The following is an 18,367-nucleotide window of genomic DNA, read 5'->3' on the forward strand; positions in this document are numbered from 1 at the left end:
AAGCGAGGCACCAAGTGGTGGGGCAAGAGCCCTTTTGGTTACTTTTGGGGCTCTTTTCCAAAAGTGACACGCCGTAAGGGCGTAACCCCAAGCCGCCATAACCGCAGCAACGGATATACACCCAACTTTCAGACCTTCGTAGGAATCCCGTACTTGCGCAAGCGATGAGCGATGGCCGTATGCGAAGTCTGCAACCGACTCGCCAACTGCCGCGTCGACGGATAACTGGCATACAGCTTCTCCAGCAGCGAACGCTCAAAGTCCTCCACCGCCTGCTCCAGGCTGTCGACTTCACCATCACTCTGACGCGCCACCGAAGTCCCGGCGATATCCAGATCACCAATATCCACCAAGCTGCTTTCACAAATAGCCGCAGCCCGAAAAATCACATTCTGCAGTTGCCGCACATTCCCAGGCCAACGATTCCCCAGCAACGCCGGATAAGTGCCCGGCGCCAGACGACAGACCGGACGCTGGATCTGCGCACAAGCCTGCTGCATGAAATAGCGCGCCAGCAGCAAAATATCCTGGCCACGTTCGCGCAGGGGCGGCACTTCGACGTTGAGCACATTCAGCCGGTAGAACAAGTCCTCACGGAAAGTCCCCTCGCTGACCATCTTTTCCAGGTCGCGGTGGGTGGCGCTGAGGATGCGCACATTGACCTTTACTTCACGGTCGCCGCCCACCCGGCGAAAGCTGCCGTCATTGAGAAAACGCAGCAGCTTGGCCTGCAAATACGGCGACATCTCGCCGATCTCATCGAGAAATACCGTGCCCTGGTTGGCCAACTCCATCAGCCCCGGCTTGCCGCCGCGTTGGGCGCCGGTAAAGGCACCGGGGGCGTAGCCGAATAGTTCGCTCTCGGCCAGGTTTTCCGGCAGCGCCGCGCAGTTCAGCGCCAGGAACGGCGCGCTGTGACGGGCGCTGATCGCGTGACAGGCTCGGGCTACCAACTCCTTGCCGGTGCCGGTTTCGCCCTGGATCAACAACGGTGCATCCAGAGCCGCTACCCGCTGTGCCCGCGCCTTGAGGGTGCGGATCGCCGGGGATTCGCCCAGCAGCGCATCGAAGCCTTCGGCGTGATCGTGATGCAGCGCCGACAAGCGTTCGCCGATGCGGTTGGGTTGGTACAGGGTCAGCAGGGCACCGGCGTCGGTGATTGGCGTGGCGTCCAGCAACAGGGTCTGGCCGTTGACGCTGATTTCCCGCAAGGGCAGGCGAAAGCCCTGCTCCAGCAGGGTGTCCAGCAGCGCCGTGTCGTCAAACAGCTCGGCGATGCTTTCCCCGGCGGGCTCGCGGCCGTAGAGGGCGATCAGCGCCGGGTTGGCCAGCAACACCTTGCCGGCACTGTCCAGGGCCAGCACCGGATCGGTCATGGCCGCCAGCAGGGCGTCGAGTTGCAGGTGCCGGCGTTGGCCAGGGAGGATGTCCACCACGGTGACGGCTTGCACGCCGTGGACGCTGAACAAGGCATCACGCAACTCTTCCAATACCTCGGCGCTCAGGGTCGGGGCGTCGATATAGACGTTGGGCGGAACCATTTCCACTGCGTCCAGGTTGAGATTGCGCCCACCGAGCAAGGCCAGGACTTCCTGGGTAATGCCGACGCGGTCGATGAAGCTGACGTGGATACGCATGGGGGCTAACGGTTCTGGACTGCGGAGGATGGCCAGTATGCCTTGGCGCGGGGCCGAGGTGAAATTTGCCGTCTGTGGCGAGGGGGCTGATGGTTCCTACGCTCTGCGTGGGAATGCCGCTTCGGACGCTCTGCGTCCTGGGATCAATGCAGGGTTCAAGTCTTGTGCACTGGCGACGCGGAGAGCGTCACGGGATGCGTTCCCACGTGGAATGAACGTGGGGACGATCAACCAGGTCAGGTGTTCGGTGAGTTATTCGAGGTGTTCGAGCTTCACCGGATCTCCCGGCTTCACATCCAGTTGGTGGCGTACGTCTTCAAACATCTGGTCGTACTGCTTGTGCATGGAGCCGTTCAACACTGCAATCTTCGGCATGCCGTACTTCTGCGTAATATTCATCGCCTGCCGGGCAAAGTCGAAGGCCTGGTCCTTGGGCAGGAAGAATTCCTCCTTGAGGTCCTTGCCTTGCACCGAACCATGCATCTTGAACAACATCCCCTTGCCTTCCTTGGGGTCCTGGCTGACTTCATAGTCGATGCACAGGTTGTAGCTGTAGTCGTCTTTGTTCAGCGCGTGGCGTTCGATATGCAAGTGACCGGGTTCAAACGTGGCCATGAGGCGTCTCTCCTTTACAAGGCATTGGAGAAGGGCGGGTCTGAAACCCGCCCTAGGTGCATTTATAGGTAAGTGATGCCAGGTTTTGCCGTGCTGATACGGGTGCCGGCGGTGCCCTGGACGATGGATTCGATGTCCGAGAGTGAGCCGATCACTGCGGTTTTGCCAGTGTTGCGGGCGAACTCGCAGGCAGCCTGAACCTTAGGGCCCATGGAGCCGGAGGCGAAGCCGAGTTTTTCCAATTCGTCGGGATGGACGTGGCTGATGGCTTTCTGAGTCGGTTTGCCGAAGTCGATAAATGTTGCACTGACGTCGGTGGCGATCACCAGCAAGTCGGCGTTCAGTTGCTCAGCCAGCAAGGAGGAACACAGGTCCTTGTCGATTACAGCTTCCACACCCTTGAGCTTGCCGTCTTCGCCGTACATGGTCGGAATCCCGCCGCCGCCAGCGCAAATCACGATGCTGCCTTTTTCCAGCAGCCACTTGATCGGGCGGATCTCAAAGATACGCTTTGGTTTTGGACTGGCCACCACACGGCGGAACTTGTCGCCATCTGGAGCAATAGCCCAGCCCTTTTCAGCTGCGAGTTTTTCCGCTTCGGCCTTGGAGTAGACCGGGCCGATAGGCTTGGTAGGGTTCTGGAACGCAGGGTCTTTAGGATCGACTTCGACCTGGGTGAGCAGGGTGGCGAAGGGTACGTCGGCGTGCAGCAAATTGCCCAGTTCCTGTTCGATCATGTAACCGATCATGCCTTCAGTTTCGGCACCAAGCACATCCAGCGGGTAAGGGCTGACGGAGGTATAGGCTGCCGCTTGCAGCGACAACAGGCCGACTTGTGGGCCATTGCCGTGGGCCACCACCAGTTCGTTGCCCGGTGCGATGCGGGCGATCTGTTCGGTGGCGATGCGGATATTGGCACGTTGATTGTCTGCGGTCATGGGTTCACCACGACGCAGGAGAGCGTTACCGCCCAGTGCAACGACGATGCGCATAGAGGCTGTCCTTCTAAAATTCAGTGGGGTATTTGATCGTTCCCACGCTCTGCGTGGGGATGCATCCTGTGCCGCTCCGCGTCACCATCGCGCAAGGCTTGAGCCCGGCGTGGTCAGTTGGACGCGGAGCGTCCGGAGCGGTATTCCCACGCTCTGCGTGGGAACGATCAGTCAGTAAGAGCCGTATCGGGGTTTAGATATCCGCCAACGCGGACACCAGAATCGCCTTGATGGTATGCATGCGGTTTTCCGCTTGCTCAAAGGCAATGTTGGCGGGCGACTCAAACACTTCTTCGGTCACTTCCACGCCACCGGCCAGGTTCGGATAACGGGCGGCGATGTCCTTGCCGACCTTGGTTTCGTTGTTATGGAAGGCTGGCAGGCAGTGCATGAACTTCACGCGTGGGTTGCCCGAGGCTTTCATCATCTTGGCGTTGACTTGGTACGGCAGCAGTTGCTCGATGCGCTCGTCCCACGCTTCCACTGGTTCGCCCATGGAAACCCAGATATCGGTGTGGATGAAGTCCACGCCTTTGACGGCTTCTACAGGGTCTTCAGTGATGGTGATGCGGGCGCCGCTGTCTTTAGCGAACGCTTTACACTGGTCGATAAACTCTTGGGTCGGCCACAGCGCTTTTGGCGCGCCGATGCGCACGTCCATGCCCAGTTTGGCGCCGATCATCAGCAACGAGTTGCCCATGTTGTAGCGTGCGTCGCCCAGGTAGGCGTAGCTGATTTCATGCAGCGGCTTGTCGCTGTGCTCGCGCATGGTCAGGGTGTCGGCGATCATTTGCGTAGGGTGGAATTCAGCGGTCAGGCCGTTGAACACCGGTACGCCAGCGAACTTGGCCAGCTCTTCGACGATTTCCTGCTCAAAACCACGGTACTCGATGGCGTCGAACATGCGGCCGAGTACGCGGGCGGTGTCTTTCATGCTTTCTTTGTGGCCGATCTGCGACGACATCGGGTCGATGTAGGTGACGTGAGCACCCTGGTCGTGGGCCGCAACTTCGAAGGCGCAACGGGTGCGAGTCGAGGTTTTTTCGAAGATCAGTGCGATGTTTTTGCCTTGCAGGTGCGGACGCTCAGTGCCGGTGTACTTGGCGCGTTTGAGGTCGCGTGACAGGTCCAGCAGGTAGTTCAGCTCGCGAGTAGTGTGGTGCATCAGCGAGAGCAGGCTGCGATTGCGCATATTGAAAGCCATGGTGGATCTCCTTCTGTTTAGGTTATCCCCTGACCGACGCTTTGTGAGCGGCGGCCAAGGCTTAAAAATTAATAGTCGATTGGGTCACGAACGATTGGGCAGGTCATGCAGTGGCCGCCGCCGCGACCCCGACCCAGTTCACCGGCGCTGATGGTGATGACTTCCACGCCAGCCTTGCGCAGCAGGGTGTTGGTGTAGGTGTTGCGGTCGTAACCGATCACCACGCCTGGCTCCAGGGCTACCACGTTGTTGCCGTCATCCCACTGCTCGCGTTCGGCGGCGAAGCTGTTGCCGCCGGTTTCAACGATGCGCAGGGCTTTCAGGTTCAGTGCGTCGGCCACGGTGTCGAGGAAGCTTGCGTCTTCACGGCGAATGTCGATGCCGCCTTGCTTGCTTTCATCAGGGCGCAGGGTGAAGGCGACGATCTGGCTGACCACTTCCGGGAAGATGGTGACCAAGTCGCGGTCGCAGAAGCTGAACACGGTGTCCAGGTGCATGGCGGCGCGAGATTTTGGCAGGCCGGCGACGATCACGCGTTCCACTACCTTGTTCTTGAACAGGTTCAGCGCCAGTTGGCCGATGGCCTGGCGGGACGTACGTTCGCCCATGCCGATCAACACCACACCGTTGCCGATTGGCATCACGTCGCCGCCTTCAAGCGTTGCGTTGCCGTGTTCCAGGTCCGGGTCGCCGTACCAGATTTGGAAGTCGGCGTTGGTGAACTCAGGGTGGAATTTGTAGATAGCGCTGGTCAGCAAGGTTTCTTGGCGTCGCGCCGGCCAGTACATTGGGTTGAGCGTCACGCCGCCGTAGATCCAGCAGGTATTGTCGCGGGTAAACTGGGTGTTCGGCAGCGGTGGCAGGATGAAGCTCGAGTGGCCGAGGAATTCACGGAACATCTCGATGGTTTTGCCACCGAAGCTGTCGGGCAGATCATCGGCCGAGACGCCACCGATGAGGAACTCGGCGATCTTGCGCGGCTCCAGGCTGCGCAGCCACGAACTGACTTCATTGACCAGGCCGACGCCGACCATGTTGGAGGTGACCTTGCGTTCCAGAATCCAGTCCAGGGCTTCGGGAATGGCGACGATGTCGGTCAGCATGTTGTGCATTTCCAGCACATGTACATCGCGTTCGCGCATCTTGTTGACGAAATCGAAATGGTCACGCTTGGCCTGGGCAACCCAGAGCACGTCATCGAACAGCAGATCATCGCAGTTATTTGGGGTTAGCCGCTGGTGGGCCAAACCTGGGGAACACACCATAACTTTACGCAGTTTGCCGGCTTCGGAATGTACGCCGAACTTAACTTTTTCAGTGGTCATTACAGATCCTCCAGTAAAAGAAATCTAACTTGGGTTACAGAGTCAGGAAACCGTCGTAGAGCCCATAAGCTGCCACCAGGGCGCCGATGACGACTATGACGAAAATCAACTTTTCAATAGTGGTGAAAACTTGTTTGCCCAGTTCACGCTTGGCCTTGGCGAACAGGATCGCGCCAGGGGCGTAGAGCAGGGCGGACAGCAGCAGGTACTTGGTGCCGCCGGCGTACAGCAGCCAGATCGCGTAGATCAGTGCGACAGCGCCGATAAACAGGTCCTTCTTGCGTTGGGCCAGGGCGTTCTCGTAGGTCTCGCCGCGCACTGCCAGCAGCACCGCATAGGCCGCCGACCACAGGTAAGGCACCAGGATCATCGAGGTGGCGAGGTAGATCAGCGACAGGTAAGTGCTGGCGGAGAACAGCGTGATTATCAGGAAAATCTGCACCATGGCGTTGGTCAGCCACAGGGCGTTGACCGGTACATGGTTGGCGTTTTCCTTACGCAGGAACTCCGGCATGGTGTGGTCCTTGGCGGCGGCGAACATGATCTCCGCACACAGCAGCACCCACGACAGCAACGCTCCCAACAGCGAGATGATCAAGCCGACGCTGATCAGAACCGCGCCCCAATGCCCGACCACGTGCTCCAGCACAGCGGCCATCGATGGGTTTTGCAGCTTGGCCAATTCCGGTTGGGTCATGATCCCCAGGGACAGCACGTTCACCAGCATCAGGAACAGCAGCACGGTGATAAAGCCGATTACGGTAGCCTTGCCCACATCGGAGCGTTTCTCGGCACGGGACGAGAAGATGCTCGCGCCTTCGATACCGATAAATACCCAGACGGTGACCAGCATCATGTTACGCACCTGGTTCATCACGCTGCCCAGGTCCGGGTTCTTGATGCCCCAGATGTCGGCGGTGAAGATGTCCAGTTTGAAGGCAAATATCGCGATCAGTACGAACAGTACCAGCGGCACGATCTTGGCAACGGTGGTCACAAGGTTAATGAACGCCGCTTCCTTGATGCCACGCAGTACCAGGAAATGCACGGCCCACAGCAGCACCGAAGCGCCGATCACCGCCGCCGGGGTATTGCCTTCACCGAAGATTGGAAAGAAGTAACCGAGGGTGCTGAACAGCAGTACGAAGTAGCCGACGTTACCCAGCCAAGCGCTGATCCAGTAACCCCAGGCGGACGAGAAACCCAAGTAGTCGCCAAAGCCAGCCTTGGCGTAGGCGTAGACGCCGCCGTCCAGGTCCGGCTTGCGATTGGCCAACGTTTGAAAAACGAAGGCCAGGGTCAGCATTCCGATGGCGGTAATAAGCCAGCCAATCAACACAGCGCCAACATCGGCACTGGCGGCCATATTTTGCGGTAGTGAAAAGATTCCGCCACCAATCATTGAACCCACAACAAGAGCAACCAGTGCACCTAATCGTAGTTTTCCGGGAGATTCAGACATTGCATAACTCCAATGCAGGAGAAGAGAGACCACAGAATAAGTCCGTGCGCTAGGCAAGCAGCTGACTCAGATCACTTAATTGACACATTCCATTGTGGATTAATGACTTATGATGAAAAATAGTACGGGCGCTAGAATGCCTCGGGGAGGTGCTCTTCAGAGCCTTTCTCCGCTGCAAGGGGCGGATTACCAAGGGCGTGGAGGTTTGAAACTAGCCCTTTTTTCAAGATGTGCAAACTATTTCAGTGAGGTTTGCCAAATAGCCTTCAGTCGAAAAAGTTCAACCTTTATTGAAAATCTAAATTTGCCTAACCACTATTTATTGACATGCATTTAAGTTATTAAGCGTTCGGCTTTATTGGCTATATCTAATAAACGTTGATCTCGCTCAATAAATTTACTGAATGCACAGTTGTTGGCTCGATCATTATTTTTTTCTCAGGAGCATCCATGTCGCAACCGGCACAAAAACTACGACTAGGCGCGTTGATTGCCTTAGTGGTGGGTTCGATGATCGGCGGCGGGATTTTCTCCTTGCCGCAGAACATGGCGGCACGGGCGGAAGTCGGTGCGGTACTGATCGGCTGGGCAATCACCGCCGTGGGCATGCTGACCCTGGCCTTTGTCTTCCAGACCCTCGCCAACCGTCAGCCCCATCTGGATTCCGGGGTCTATGCCTACGCCAAGGCCGGCTTTGGCGATTACATAGGTTTCTCGTCCGCCTGGGGTTACTGGATCAGTGCGTGGATGGGCAACGTTGGTTACTTCGTGCTGCTGTTCAGCACCCTGGGCTACTTTTTTCCGGTGTTCGGCCAGGGCAATACGCCAGTGGCCATCGGCTGCGCCTCGCTGTTGCTGTGGGCCGTGCATTTCCTGGTACTGCGTGGCATCAAGGAGGCCGCGTTCATCAACCTGATCACCACCGTGGCGAAGATCGTGCCGCTGCTGATGTTTATCGTCATCGCCGCCGTGGGGTTCAAGGCCGATATATTCACCCGCGATATCTGGGGCCTGAGCAACCCGAGTCTAGGCAGCGTCGTCGACCAAGTGCGTAACATGATGCTGGTCACCGTGTTTGTGTTTATCGGTATTGAGGGTGCCAGTGTCTACTCGGCGCGGGCCGAGAAACGTTCGGACGTCGGTCGGGCCACGGTGATCGGCTTTTTCGGGGTGTTGGTGCTGCTGGTATTGGTCAACCTGTTGTCCCTGGGGATCATGAACCAGCCGGAACTGGCCAGTTTGCAGAACCCGTCCCTGGCCGGTGTGCTGGAGCATATCGTCGGCCCGTGGGGTGCGCTATTGATCAGCATCGGCCTGGCGGTTTCCCTGCTTGGAGCGTTGCTTTCCTGGGCCTTGCTCTGCGCAGAAATTCTTTATGCCACCGCCCATGACAAGACGATGCCGGCGTTCCTGAAAAAGGAAAACGCCAACCATGTGCCGGTCAATGCACTATGGCTGACTAATGTGATGATCCAGATCTTCCTGGTGATCACCCTGTTTTCCGAAAGCACCTACACCACCCTGATTTACCTGGCTTCGTCGATGATCTTGGTACCGTATTTGTGGTCGGCAGCCTATTCGGTGCTGCTCAGTACTCGTGGCGAAACCTACGAAGGTGCCCAGGGCGAGCGGGTCAAGGACCTGCTGATCGGCATGATCGCCCTAGGCTATGCGGTGTGGCTGCTCTACGCCGGCGGCTTGAAGTACTTGCTGTTGTCGGCGCTGCTGTATGCGCCGGGGGTGATTTTGTTCGCCCAGGCCAAGCGAGAGCAGGGTGAGCCCTTGTTTACCCATGTGGAAAAAGGCATTTTCGTCTGTGTGATTGCCGGGGCGAGCCTGGCCGCGTATGGGCTGTACAGCGGGGTGTTGTCGCTGTGAAGGTGTAGTTGGCTTATTGGCCCGGGCCTGGCGGCCGCTCAGGCATATGCGGCGCAGCATTTGTGGGTCTCGTTGAGCGGGGGCTGTGAGGGCCTTATCGCGGGCAAGCACGGCTCCCACATTCGACCGAGCTGTCCAGACGTGCTCGGTCAAAATGTGGTAGCCCCCTAGGGCTGTACGGCAACCCCCGGCACCAGCGGCAAATCCAGGTTGGCGATAAAACCGCCCTCGGGATGATTGGCCAGGATCAGGTTGCCACCGTGGCGCTCGGCAGCGCGGCGGGCGATGGCAAGTCCCAGGCCGTGGCCCTGGGCGGTTTGCCCTGGCGCACGGTAGAACGGTTCGCCCAACTGGCTCAGGTATTTGGCCTCAACCCCCGGCCCATGGTCGCGCACACTGATCACAATGCGCTCGCCCTGGCGTTGGGCCTGCATTTCAATCGGCCGGCCGGCCGGGTTGAAGCGCTGGGCATTGCGCAGCAGGTTGTCCAGCGCCCGTTCGATCATGGTCGGCCAGCCCTTGAGTTGCAGGTTTGCTTCAACGTCGAGCTGTACCTGCTGATCGGGAGCTCCCAGTTGGGCGTCTTTTTGCAGGGTCTTGAGCAGCAGGTTGAGGTCGATGTCTTCTGCGCTGGCGTTGTCGGCATCGACCCGGGCCAGCACCAGGATCTCACTGATCAAGGCTTCGAGACGGTCGCACTCGCGGGTCAGTCGCGGCCAGAGTTTCTCCCGTGCTTCGGGAGTGGCCCTCTCAGCCAAAGCCAAGGCGATACGCAGGCGCGCCAGGGGTGAACGAAGTTCATGGGACACGTCCCGAAGCAACTGGCGTTGGCTGCCGATCAGGCTTTGCAGGCGGGCGCCCATGCGGTTGAAGTCGGTGGCTAGAACACCGAATTCATCTCGACGGTTGGCCAATTTCGCCAGGCTGTTTTGCTGGTAGGTGGCCTGGCCCAGGTCGTGGACCGCACCTCGCAGGCGGCTCAGCGGGCGGGTAATGGACAGCGTCACCAGCAGGCTGAACAGGGTCAATACCACCAAGGCAATCGCTAATGCGCTCAGGGGCCAGAGCAGGCTGCTGCGGTGCCAGGCGTCGAGTTCCGGGTGTGGGATGCGGTAGATCAGCAAGTAGGTGTCGCCGGTTTTCGCACTGGTGTACTCCGCCGTCAGGCGGCGCCAGGGCAGGTGACCCTCCTGGCTGTCATTCTGTCGTGCTTCAAAGGCGGCGGCCCGACGCGGGAAGGTGCCGCGTACCACAGGTTCGCCGCTTTCGTTAAGCACTTGCACGTCAATGTGGTACTGGCGCTTGCGCTGTTGCAGCATGTCCTGGGCGGCGTTCTCACCCTGGGATTCGTAGAGTTGGGTCCACTCTTCGGCCAGATTATTGAGGCCGGGGTGACGGCTGAGAATCCAGGCGTCCTGGTTGAGCATGTGCCCAAGCAGGATCGACAACCCGGCAACCAGGGCGATGGCCAGCCAGAAGCTGGCAAGGATGCGCCAGAACAATGAACGCACAGGAAACCCTCAAACAGGAAAAGCCCAGCGGCACGGGCCACTGAGCTGGGAGGTGGAGCTAACTCATTATTGCGCTTTTTGCGGTTGTTGCGCTTTCCAGGCCTGGAATTCCTTCCACTCGGCGCGGCGCTCGGTTTGCTTCTTGACGATCTCGTCGAATGTCTTCTGTTGATCGGGTTTGAGCACGGCGCGGATGTCGGTCTGGGTTTTCTGCTTGGCGGCAGCCATGTCGTCTTTCATGGCTTTCTGGTCAGCGGCCGGGAGTTTGTCCAGGTACTTCTTGACCAGTTGCTGGCGACCTTCACGCTGTTCGCCCATCAATTTGCCGATCTGCTGGCGCTGTTCATGGGTTAAATCAAGCTGGCTGAAGGGACCGCCTTTGCCGCGCATACCGTGTTCGCCGCCGTGGCCCGGGCCGCCCATCGTGTGGCCTTCAGGACCGCCCATCGGGCCTGGACCTTCTGGCATGGCTGCCAGGGCAACGGTAGGCAGGGCTGCAGCGAACATCAGAGCGATAAGGGTCTTGCGCATGGTGTTTCTCCTTGTCTCGATTCCGGTGAGTCCGGATGTGAGTAGATTAAGGAGATCAAGGTCAGCGGCGGTCAGGGGAGGGTAAAGCTTGGGTAAAGACGATTTAGGTGGGCGCTGACAAAACTCTGTGCAGAGGCTGCCGCAGGCTTAGATACTGTAGTAGTAGCCGCGGCTGCGCAGCGCCACAATCCGTGGCCGGCCGTCAGGGTGCGGGCCGATTTTCTTGCGCAGGTTGCTGACGTGCATGTCCAGGCTGCGGTCGTACAGGGTCAGCTTGCGACCCAAGGCGATTTGCGCCAGTTCCTGCTTGTCCAGGGGGTCGCCGGGCTGGCGCATCAAGGCTTCCAGCAGGCGGCTTTCGGAGACGGTGAGGGTGAATTCCTGTTCGTCGATGGTGACCACGCCGCGCACCGGGCTGAAACACAGGTCGCCCAACTCCAGCTGCGTCGACACGGCAGTCGGGTGACTGCGGCGCAACACGGCGCGCAGGCGCGCGGTCAGCTCGCGCGGGTCGCAGGGCTTGGCCAGGTAATCGTCGGCGCCCAGTTCCAGGCCAAGAATCCGGTCCAGGGGTTCGCCACGGGCCGACAGCATCAGAACCGGCAGCTCCGGGTGGTCACTGCGCAGTTGCTTGAGCAATTCCAGGCCACTGCCGTCTGGCAGCATCACATCGAGCACCACGGCAGCGGGAGCAGCTTGGGCCAAGGCCTTGCGTGCGCTCAAACCGTCATGGCAGGCGCGCACCTGGAAACCTTCCTGGCTCAACCAACTGGTCAGCAGCTCACAGAGCTCCTGGTCATCATCTATCAGTAACAGCTCGCTCATGACTCACTCAATTTAGCCATTGTCGACGACGCCGATGCCCGCCACTGGCGAAGATACCGCACAGCAGGGCGATCAGCGCTACTCCTGCACCTGTAACGAACCATTGCTGCTGCTCGGTGAGCCAGCGCGGCAGAGCGCCGGACTGTGCTTCCTTGAGCTGTTGGGCCAGGCGCTGGTTGTCCTGGCGCAGTCGACTCAACTGAGCACTTTCCCGGGCCGCGTCGGCACCTTTCAATTCAGTGCCTTGCAATTGCTTGCTCAGTTCTTCACGCAGCCGTTCGCTTTCTTTCAAGCGTTGCTGCAACTCGGTGATCTGGCTGCCGGCACTCAAGGACAGGGGCGTAGAACTGCCGGTGTTCGAGGTTTCTTCAGCGTGGGCCGTAGCCCCGATCATTAACACTGCCAACAGACACAACTGACGTAAGCGCATCGGAACTCCTGATTCCACACGAATATTCAGAACGTTGTCGGCAGGTTGCCGAGAATAATGAGCGATTAGGAGTGCGCCGAACCTAATAGGTTCAGCGCAACGCAATCAAGGCAGGACTTGCTTGAACGGTTTGACCACCACATTGGCATACACGCCCGCCGCCACATACGGGTCAGCCTCGGCCCAGGCTTGTGCATCTGCCTGGGATGGGAACTCGGCCACGATCAGGCTGCCGCTGAACCCGGCATCTCCCGGATCATTGCTGTCGACGGCCGGATGAGGGCCGGCAAGCACCACGCGCCCTTCGGCTTGCAGCTGCTTGAGGCGCTCGACGTGGGCTGGGCGAGTGGCCAGGCGTTTCTCCAGCGAGTTGGCAACGTCGGTGGCAATGATGGCGTAGAGCATGTCAGTCCTCGGTTTTTGGCGTGGTAGGGTCGGTGTCATGCAGGTGACGGGACAGGTAGATGCCCTGGGCGATCAGGAACAGCACGGTCATGCCCAGGCTGCCGAACACCTTGAAGTCGACCCAGTAGTTCTGGAAGGTAAAGGCGACAAACAGGTTGGCCGCACCGCAGAATAGGAAAAAGACGACCCAGGCGATGTTCAGGCGGACCCAAATCGGCTCCGGCAAGCTCAGCGCGTGGCCCATGATCCGCTTGATCAGCAGGCGATCGCCGATGAAGTGGCTGCCAATAAAGGCCAGGGCGAACAGCCAGTTGACCACCGGGGCTTTCCACTTAAGGAAGGTTTCGCTGTGGAAGGCCAGGGTCAGACTGCCGAAGACCAGGCAGGCGATCAGGGTCAGCCACTGGCTTTTTTCCAGCTTGCGCTGAGAGATAAAGATCGCACCGTAGACCACCAGGGAACTGATGATCAGCATCGCCGTGGCGCTGTAGATGCCACCAAACGACAGCTCATGGCCGCCGATATCGATGATCCGAGGGTCGAGTTTGTAAACGATGAAAAACAGCAACAGCGGGATGAAGTCGATGAATTGTTTCACAGTAAGAGCCAGAAGCTGGATGTGGCGGCATAATAACAAACATCCTTGGTAGCGAAAGCGCCAGCTGACTTGAGGTTACACACTCCCGTGAATGTTGATTTGCACTGCCACAGCACGGCCTCCGACGGTGCCCTGGCCCCCGCGGTACTGGTTGCACGTGCATTTGAAAAAGGCGTGCGAGTCTTGTCATTGACCGACCACGACACCCTCGAAGGCCTGGAAGAGGCCCGTACAGCGGCGAATGCCCTGGGGATGCAACTGGTCAACGGTGTTGAATTGTCCTGCACCTGGGGCGGCGCAACCATTCATGTATTGGGCTACGGTTTTGACGTAAATGCGCCGCCTTTGGTGGAGGCCATCGCCAAACTGCACGATGGTCGCTGGCTGCGGTCTGAAGAAATAAGCCGCAAACTGGCCCTCAAGGGCATGCCCAACGGCCTCGAAGGCGCCCGCGCCATTCAGCAGGAATTGGGCGACAGTGGCAACGCCCCGGCCCGTCCGCACTTTGCCGACTGGATGGTACGTGAAGGTTTTGTAAAGGATCGCGCCGAGGCGTTTCGCAAATGGCTGGGCGCGGGCAAACTGGGGGACGTCAAGCAACACTGGCCGACCCTCGAAGACACCGTCGCCACCCTGCGTGCCGCCGGAGCCTGGGTCAGCCTGGCACATCCCTGGCATTACGATTTCACCCGCAGCAAGCGCCGCAAGCTGATTGGCGACTATATTCAAGCGGGCGGCCACGCCATTGAAGTGGTCAACGGGCATCAACCTGCCGAGCAGGTCGGCAGTTTGGCGATTCTTGCCCGCGAATTTGGTCTGCTGGTCAGCGCCGGCAGTGATTTCCATGGCCCTGGCGGCTGGTCCGAGATTGGCGAATACCGCCCACTCCCGGAAGATTTGCCGCCCCTTTGGTGTCGCTTCAAACATGACCCCATTATTGCCACCGTCTGAACAGGTAGAGAACGTGAGTCAATTTTTCCAGATTCATCCGGAAAACCCGCAAGCGCGCCTGATCAAACAGGCCGTGGAGATCATCCGTGCCGGTGGTGTGGTGATCTACCCCACCGATTCGTCCTACGCCATCGGCTGCCAGATCGGCGATAAAAGCGCGGTTGAGCGAGTAAGACGCTTGCGTGACCTGGACAAAAACCACAACTTCGCGCTGATTTGCAGTGACTTGTCGCAGTTGGGGCTGTTCGCCAAGGTCGACACCGGCACCTTCCGCCTGCTCAAAGCCCACACGCCGGGCCCTTACACGTTTATTCTCAACGCCACGCGGGAAGTGCCGCGCCTGTTGCTGCATCCCAAGAAACGCACCATCGGCCTACGGGTGCCGGAACATCCGATTGCCCTGGCGCTGCTGGCGGAGTTGGGCGAGCCGCTGATGAGCGTGTCGCTGATCCTGCCCGGCGAAACCGAGCCGTTGTACGACCCCTACGAAATGCGCCGGCTGCTGGAAAAGCACGTCGACCTGATCATCGACGGCGGCTATGGCGGCAACAAGGCGTCTACGGTGATCAACCTGGCCGATGGAGAGCCTGAAGTGGTCCGCGTCGGTTGTGGCGATCCAACGCCGTTCATGGTCGAGGCCTGAATGTCGGCTGTGGAAACCGTCGACAGCCAGGCCGGCGCCCAGCAGGAGCTGCCATTCGCCATGGTCTACGGCCAGGCGGTCATGGAAATGCCGCTGGACCTGTACATCCCGCCGGATGCCCTGGAAGTTTTTCTTGAAGCCTTTGAAGGCCCGCTGGACTTGCTGCTGTACTTGATCCGCAAGCAGAACATCAACATCCTCGACATCCCGGTGGCGGAAATCACCCGCCAGTACATGGGCTATGTCGAGTTGATGCAGACGGTACGCCTGGAATTAGCCGCCGAGTACCTGGTGATGGCGGCCATGCTGGCGGAGATCAAGTCGCGCATGTTGCTGCCTCGTTCGGAAACCATCGAGGCGGAAGAAGATGACCCTCGCGCCGAACTGATCCGCCGCCTGCAGGAATACGAGCGCTTCAAGGCCGCCGCCGAAGGCATCGACGGCTTGAGCCGCGTTGGCCGCGACGTGGTGGTGCCCAAACTTGATGCTCCGGAGGCCCGAGCGCGCAAGCTGTTGCCGGACGTGAGCCTGGAAGAATTGCTGATGTCCATGGCCGAGGTGCTGCGCCGGGGCGACATGTTTGAAAGCCACCAGGTCAGCCGCGAAGCCTTATCCACCCGCGAGCGCATGAGTGATGTGCTGGAGCGTCTCAAGGGCGGCGGTTTTGTACCGTTTGTCGAGCTGTTTACCAAGGAAGAGGGGCGCCTGGGAGTGGTAGTGACCTTTATGGCGATCCTCGAACTGGTCAAGGAATCCTTGGTTGAGCTGGTCCAGAATGAGCCTTTTGCGGCTATCCACGTGCGGGCGCGAGCCGAATAAAGAGCTGAATCGATGAATCTGACAGAACCCCGCGAACTGGCCCCGCTGCTGGAAGCCTTTCTCTTGGCCTCGGGTAAACCGCAATCGCTGGAGCGCTTGTTCGAACTGTTTGAAGAGGCCGAGCGCCCGGAACCGCCGGTGTTCAAGAAGGCCCTGGAGATCTTGCGCAAGTCCTGCGACGGAAGGGCTTTTGAGTTGCGGGAAGTGGCGTCGGGTTATCGCCTGCAAATTCGCGAGAAGTTTTCGCCGTGGGTTGGCCGCCTGTGGGAAGAGCGCCCGCAACGTTATTCACGGGCGATGCTGGAGACCATGGCGCTGATTGCTTACCGCCAGCCGATCACCCGGGGCGAGATCGAAGACGTGCGTGGCGTGGCGGTCAACAGCCATATCGTCAAGACGTTGCTGGAACGTGAGTGGATCAGGATCGTCGGTTACCGCGATGTGCCCGGCAAGCCGGCGATGTTTGCCACCACCAAAGTGTTTCTCGATCACTTCAACCTGAAAAATCTCGACGATTTGCCGCCGTTGGCCGAACTGCGGGAGATGGAACCGGACCCGGTCCTGGACTTCGACGACGCACCGGTGCCGGCAAGTTTGCAGGAACTGGCGGACGCCAGCGCCGAGCCGGAAGAGCCGAAGGACGAAACCAGTTTCCATACGCTGTTGCTGGAACTGGACGATATGGAGCAGGGCATCAAAACCGACTTCGACGATTTGCTGCGTGATGGCGCGGTGGGTGATGGTGAGCCGGAGCCGGAGCCGGAGCCGGAGCCGGAGCCTGAAGAAGACATCCTCGGCGTCGCCGAAGCCCGTGCGAAACTCCTGGCTGCCGTCGCGGCGCTCGAACAACCGCCACTGAGCGACGAAGAAGACGAAGCCCGGGCCCTGGCCGAAGCCATCGAAAACGAGCGACGCGAATTCGAAGACTAGCGCGGTGCCCTGTAGGAGCGAGCTTGCTCGCGAAGGTCGTGAACGATAACGCGGGAAATCAGATGCCCAACGGCGCCCTCAGGTTTTTCGCGAGCAAGCTCGCTCCTACATAAAGGCACCACTGGTCGGCGCAATGCCGCGTGAGCCCCGACTTATCGACTAGTCTTTGATGCGCAACGTGCGCCTTACGCGTATGATTCGCGACCCTTTGGCGATGCGTTCGCCAGAAGCCCAGCTTTTACTATCTTCAGGCCAAGCCTGAATCGACACACCGGGAGGTGCTTAAGATGAGTGACCAAGACCAGAAAGACAGCCAGGAAATCGGCCCCGCAGGCGAAAAGCTGCAGAAAGTCCTCGCCCGTATCGGCGTCGGCTCGCGCCGCGACGTTGAAGCCTGGATCACCCAGAAGCGGATCAAGGTCAATGGCGTTGACGCCACCCTCGGTCAGCGGGTCGACCTGCACGACGCCATCAGCATCGATGGCAAGGTCATCAAGCGTGAAGAGGCCGCCGAATCGGTGCGCCGCGTCATCATGTACAACAAGCCCGATGGCGAAATCTGCACCCGTGACGACCCGGAAGGCCGCCCAACCGTATTCGACAAGATGCCGCGCCCTAAAGAAGGTCGCTGGATCAACATCGGTCGTCTCGACATCAACACCACGGGTCTGTTGATGTTCACCACCGACGGTGAACTGGCCAACCGCCTGATGCACCCGTCCTACGAAATGGACCGCGAATACGCGGTACGTGTTCGTGGCGAAGTCGATGACGACATGATCGCGCGCCTGAAAGCTGGCGTGGTGCTGGAAGATGGCCCGGCCAAGTTCACCGACATCAAGCAGGCTCCAGGCGGCGAAGGTTTCAACCATTGGTACCACTGCGTGGTGATGGAAGGTCGTAACCGTGAAGTACGTCGTCTGTGGGAGTCCCAGGGCCTGGTGGTCAGCCGCCTGAAGCGCGTGCGTTTCGGTCCGGTGTTCCTCAACTCCGACCTGCCGATGGGCCGCTGGCGCGAAATGAGCCAGTACGAAGTCGACATTCTCAGTGCCGAAGTGGGCCTGACGCCTGTGTCCATGCCGCAGATGAACGCCAAGAGCAAAGATAAGCTTGAACGCATGCAGCGCAAGTCGTCGCGTCCTGTGGCACGTACCGAGCGCGTTGCTCCTCGTGCCTTGCGCCCGGCATTGGATGCACCGGCGACTGGCGGTCGTATCTCCCGTGAGCCGCACATTGAAGGCGAGCGTCGTCCTTCGGCTCCTGCTCGTCAGGACGGCGAACGTGCTCCACGCACGCCGCGTCCGGCCGGCCGTGGTGACGCGCCAACTGGCGGTCGCGGCAATCGTGGCGAGCCTGGTCGTGGTGCGCCTGCGACGGATCGTTCGTCCGACAGCGCCAGCACCAAGCGCCCAGCCAAGCCCGCGCCGAAAAAGCGTCCGGGGCTGAAGTTGGTGGATGATGCGCCATCGGGCAAGCGTCGTGGTGCACCGGCCGGTTCCGGCCAGCGTCCAGGTTTTGGTCGCAAGAAGCCTTAAGGGCAGCTGCAAGCGTTAAGCTTCAAGCTGTAAGAAAAAAGCGCCAACTCTTGAGTTGGCGCTTTTTTTTGCTTGC

General features: G+C 59.5%; 18 protein-coding genes and 1 pseudogene. 7 read left to right on the forward strand and 12 right to left on the reverse strand.

Annotated features, from left to right (window positions below):
- Positions 1 to 128: 128 nt before the first annotated feature.
- From ACZRKZ_RS12080 to arcD (ACZRKZ_RS12105), 6 genes are all read right to left on the reverse strand, one after another.
- A complete protein-coding gene (locus ACZRKZ_RS12080) occupies positions 129 to 1,637 on the reverse strand; it encodes a sigma-54-dependent transcriptional regulator (protein WP_133099551.1) in 1,509 nt (502 codons plus the stop codon).
- Positions 1,638 to 1,889: 252 nt separating this feature from the next.
- Positions 1,890 to 2,252, reverse strand: a complete 363-nt coding sequence (locus ACZRKZ_RS12085) for a DUF5064 family protein (protein WP_133099550.1) — start codon at positions 2,250 to 2,252, stop codon at positions 1,890 to 1,892.
- 62 nt (positions 2,253 to 2,314) lie between these two features.
- Positions 2,315 to 3,244 (reverse strand): carbamate kinase, encoded by a 930-nt coding sequence (gene arcC / locus ACZRKZ_RS12090; RefSeq protein WP_463966900.1) that lies wholly within the window; start codon positions 3,242 to 3,244, stop codon positions 2,315 to 2,317.
- Positions 3,245 to 3,437: 193 nt separating this feature from the next.
- Positions 3,438 to 4,448 (reverse strand): ornithine carbamoyltransferase, encoded by a 1,011-nt coding sequence (locus tag ACZRKZ_RS12095; protein ID WP_463981691.1) that lies wholly within the window; start codon positions 4,446 to 4,448, stop codon positions 3,438 to 3,440.
- Between the two features lie 68 nt (positions 4,449 to 4,516).
- Positions 4,517 to 5,773 (reverse strand): arginine deiminase, encoded by a 1,257-nt coding sequence (arcA, locus tag ACZRKZ_RS12100; RefSeq protein ID WP_463981692.1) that lies wholly within the window; start codon positions 5,771 to 5,773, stop codon positions 4,517 to 4,519.
- 34 nt (positions 5,774 to 5,807) lie between these two features.
- The gene (gene arcD, locus ACZRKZ_RS12105; RefSeq protein WP_463981693.1) at positions 5,808 to 7,235 is read right to left on the reverse strand and encodes an arginine-ornithine antiporter; all 1,428 of its coding nucleotides are present in this window, start codon (positions 7,233 to 7,235) and stop codon (positions 5,808 to 5,810) included.
- A gap of 450 nt (positions 7,236 to 7,685) precedes the next feature.
- On the opposite strand from arcD (ACZRKZ_RS12105), the gene arcD (ACZRKZ_RS12110) reads away from it, so the two are divergent.
- The gene (arcD, locus tag ACZRKZ_RS12110; RefSeq protein ID WP_463981694.1) at positions 7,686 to 9,113 is read left to right on the forward strand and encodes an arginine-ornithine antiporter; all 1,428 of its coding nucleotides are present in this window, start codon (positions 7,686 to 7,688) and stop codon (positions 9,111 to 9,113) included.
- 167 nt (positions 9,114 to 9,280) lie between these two features.
- Here arcD (ACZRKZ_RS12110) and ACZRKZ_RS12115 read toward each other — a convergent pair whose 3' ends face one another.
- The 6 genes from ACZRKZ_RS12115 to ACZRKZ_RS12140 all read right to left on the reverse strand — a co-directional run bounded on the left by ACZRKZ_RS12115 (position 9,281) and on the right by ACZRKZ_RS12140 (position 13,413).
- The gene (locus ACZRKZ_RS12115; RefSeq protein ID WP_463981695.1) at positions 9,281 to 10,624 is read right to left on the reverse strand and encodes a sensor histidine kinase; all 1,344 of its coding nucleotides are present in this window, start codon (positions 10,622 to 10,624) and stop codon (positions 9,281 to 9,283) included.
- Between the two features lie 66 nt (positions 10,625 to 10,690).
- The gene (locus ACZRKZ_RS12120; RefSeq protein ID WP_463981696.1) at positions 10,691 to 11,155 is read right to left on the reverse strand and encodes an LTXXQ domain protein; all 465 of its coding nucleotides are present in this window, start codon (positions 11,153 to 11,155) and stop codon (positions 10,691 to 10,693) included.
- A 147-nt stretch (positions 11,156 to 11,302) separates the two neighbouring features.
- Entirely contained in the window at positions 11,303 to 11,980 is a 678-nt protein-coding gene (locus ACZRKZ_RS12125; RefSeq protein WP_463981697.1) for a response regulator transcription factor, read from the reverse strand.
- 7 nt (positions 11,981 to 11,987) lie between these two features.
- Positions 11,988 to 12,410 carry an SH3 domain-containing protein gene (locus ACZRKZ_RS12130; RefSeq protein WP_463966892.1) on the reverse strand — a complete coding sequence of 141 codons (423 nt, stop codon included), beginning with the start codon at positions 12,408 to 12,410 and terminating at the stop codon, positions 11,988 to 11,990.
- 105 nt (positions 12,411 to 12,515) lie between these two features.
- A complete protein-coding gene (locus ACZRKZ_RS12135) occupies positions 12,516 to 12,815 on the reverse strand; it encodes a YciI family protein (protein WP_133099539.1) in 300 nt (99 codons plus the stop codon).
- Position 12,816: 1 nt separating this feature from the next.
- Positions 12,817 to 13,413 (reverse strand): septation protein A, encoded by a 597-nt coding sequence (locus tag ACZRKZ_RS12140; protein WP_463981698.1) that lies wholly within the window; start codon positions 13,411 to 13,413, stop codon positions 12,817 to 12,819.
- Positions 13,414 to 13,500: 87 nt separating this feature from the next.
- On the opposite strand from ACZRKZ_RS12140, the gene ACZRKZ_RS12145 reads away from it, so the two are divergent.
- The 6 genes and pseudogenes from ACZRKZ_RS12145 to rluB all read left to right on the forward strand — a co-directional run bounded on the left by ACZRKZ_RS12145 (position 13,501) and on the right by rluB (position 18,291).
- Positions 13,501 to 14,364, forward strand: a complete 864-nt coding sequence (locus ACZRKZ_RS12145) for a PHP domain-containing protein (RefSeq protein WP_149412004.1) — start codon at positions 13,501 to 13,503, stop codon at positions 14,362 to 14,364.
- Positions 14,365 to 14,377: 13 nt separating this feature from the next.
- The gene (locus tag ACZRKZ_RS12150) at positions 14,378 to 15,007 is read left to right on the forward strand and encodes an L-threonylcarbamoyladenylate synthase (protein WP_053257721.1); all 630 of its coding nucleotides are present in this window, start codon (positions 14,378 to 14,380) and stop codon (positions 15,005 to 15,007) included.
- Between the two features lie 120 nt (positions 15,008 to 15,127).
- Positions 15,128 to 15,826, forward strand: coding sequence for a segregation and condensation protein A (locus tag ACZRKZ_RS12155; RefSeq protein ID WP_177410104.1), 699 nt, complete (start codon positions 15,128 to 15,130; stop codon positions 15,824 to 15,826).
- A 12-nt stretch (positions 15,827 to 15,838) separates the two neighbouring features.
- Complete coding sequence (gene scpB, locus ACZRKZ_RS12160) at positions 15,839 to 16,756, forward strand: SMC-Scp complex subunit ScpB (RefSeq protein ID WP_463981699.1); 918 nt, start codon at positions 15,839 to 15,841, stop codon at positions 16,754 to 16,756.
- A pseudogene (locus ACZRKZ_RS12165) lies at positions 16,744 to 16,866 on the forward strand (outer membrane lipoprotein carrier protein LolA); the annotation flags it as partial. The gene scpB and the pseudogene ACZRKZ_RS12165, both read left to right, overlap by 13 nt.
- Before the next feature lie 177 nt (positions 16,867 to 17,043).
- Positions 17,044 to 18,291, forward strand: a complete 1,248-nt coding sequence (gene rluB / locus ACZRKZ_RS12170; RefSeq protein ID WP_463966889.1) for a 23S rRNA pseudouridine(2605) synthase RluB — start codon at positions 17,044 to 17,046, stop codon at positions 18,289 to 18,291.
- Positions 18,292 to 18,367 lie beyond the last annotated feature (76 nt).

Source organism: Pseudomonas sp. c313, assembly GCF_055407145.1.

What these genes read in the sequence shown, in the direction of transcription:
- arcD (WP_463981694.1), top strand. Translation starts at nt 7,686, where the DNA reads ATGTCGCAACCGGCACAAAAACTACGACTAGGCGCGTTGATTGCCTTA.
- rluB (WP_463966889.1), top strand. Translation starts at nt 17,044, where the DNA reads ATGAGTGACCAAGACCAGAAAGACAGCCAGGAAATCGGCCCCGCAGGC.
- ACZRKZ_RS12080 (WP_133099551.1), bottom strand. Translation starts at nt 1,637, where the DNA reads ATGCGTATCCACGTCAGCTTCATCGACCGCGTCGGCATTACCCAGGAA.
- ACZRKZ_RS12135 (WP_133099539.1), bottom strand. Translation starts at nt 12,815, where the DNA reads ATGCTCTACGCCATCATTGCCACCGACGTTGCCAACTCGCTGGAGAAA.
- ACZRKZ_RS12120 (WP_463981696.1), bottom strand. Translation starts at nt 11,155, where the DNA reads ATGCGCAAGACCCTTATCGCTCTGATGTTCGCTGCAGCCCTGCCTACC.
- arcC (WP_463966900.1), bottom strand. Translation starts at nt 3,244, where the DNA reads ATGCGCATCGTCGTTGCACTGGGCGGTAACGCTCTCCTGCGTCGTGGT.
- ACZRKZ_RS12095 (WP_463981691.1), bottom strand. Translation starts at nt 4,448, where the DNA reads ATGGCTTTCAATATGCGCAATCGCAGCCTGCTCTCGCTGATGCACCAC.
- ACZRKZ_RS12125 (WP_463981697.1), bottom strand. Translation starts at nt 11,980, where the DNA reads ATGAGCGAGCTGTTACTGATAGATGATGACCAGGAGCTCTGTGAGCTG.
- arcD (WP_463981693.1), bottom strand. Translation starts at nt 7,235, where the DNA reads ATGTCTGAATCTCCCGGAAAACTACGATTAGGTGCACTGGTTGCTCTT.
- ACZRKZ_RS12130 (WP_463966892.1), bottom strand. Translation starts at nt 12,410, where the DNA reads ATGCGCTTACGTCAGTTGTGTCTGTTGGCAGTGTTAATGATCGGGGCT.
- ACZRKZ_RS12085 (WP_133099550.1), bottom strand. Translation starts at nt 2,252, where the DNA reads ATGGCCACGTTTGAACCCGGTCACTTGCATATCGAACGCCACGCGCTG.
- arcA (WP_463981692.1), bottom strand. Translation starts at nt 5,773, where the DNA reads ATGACCACTGAAAAAGTTAAGTTCGGCGTACATTCCGAAGCCGGCAAA.
- scpB (WP_463981699.1), top strand. Translation starts at nt 15,839, where the DNA reads ATGAATCTGACAGAACCCCGCGAACTGGCCCCGCTGCTGGAAGCCTTT.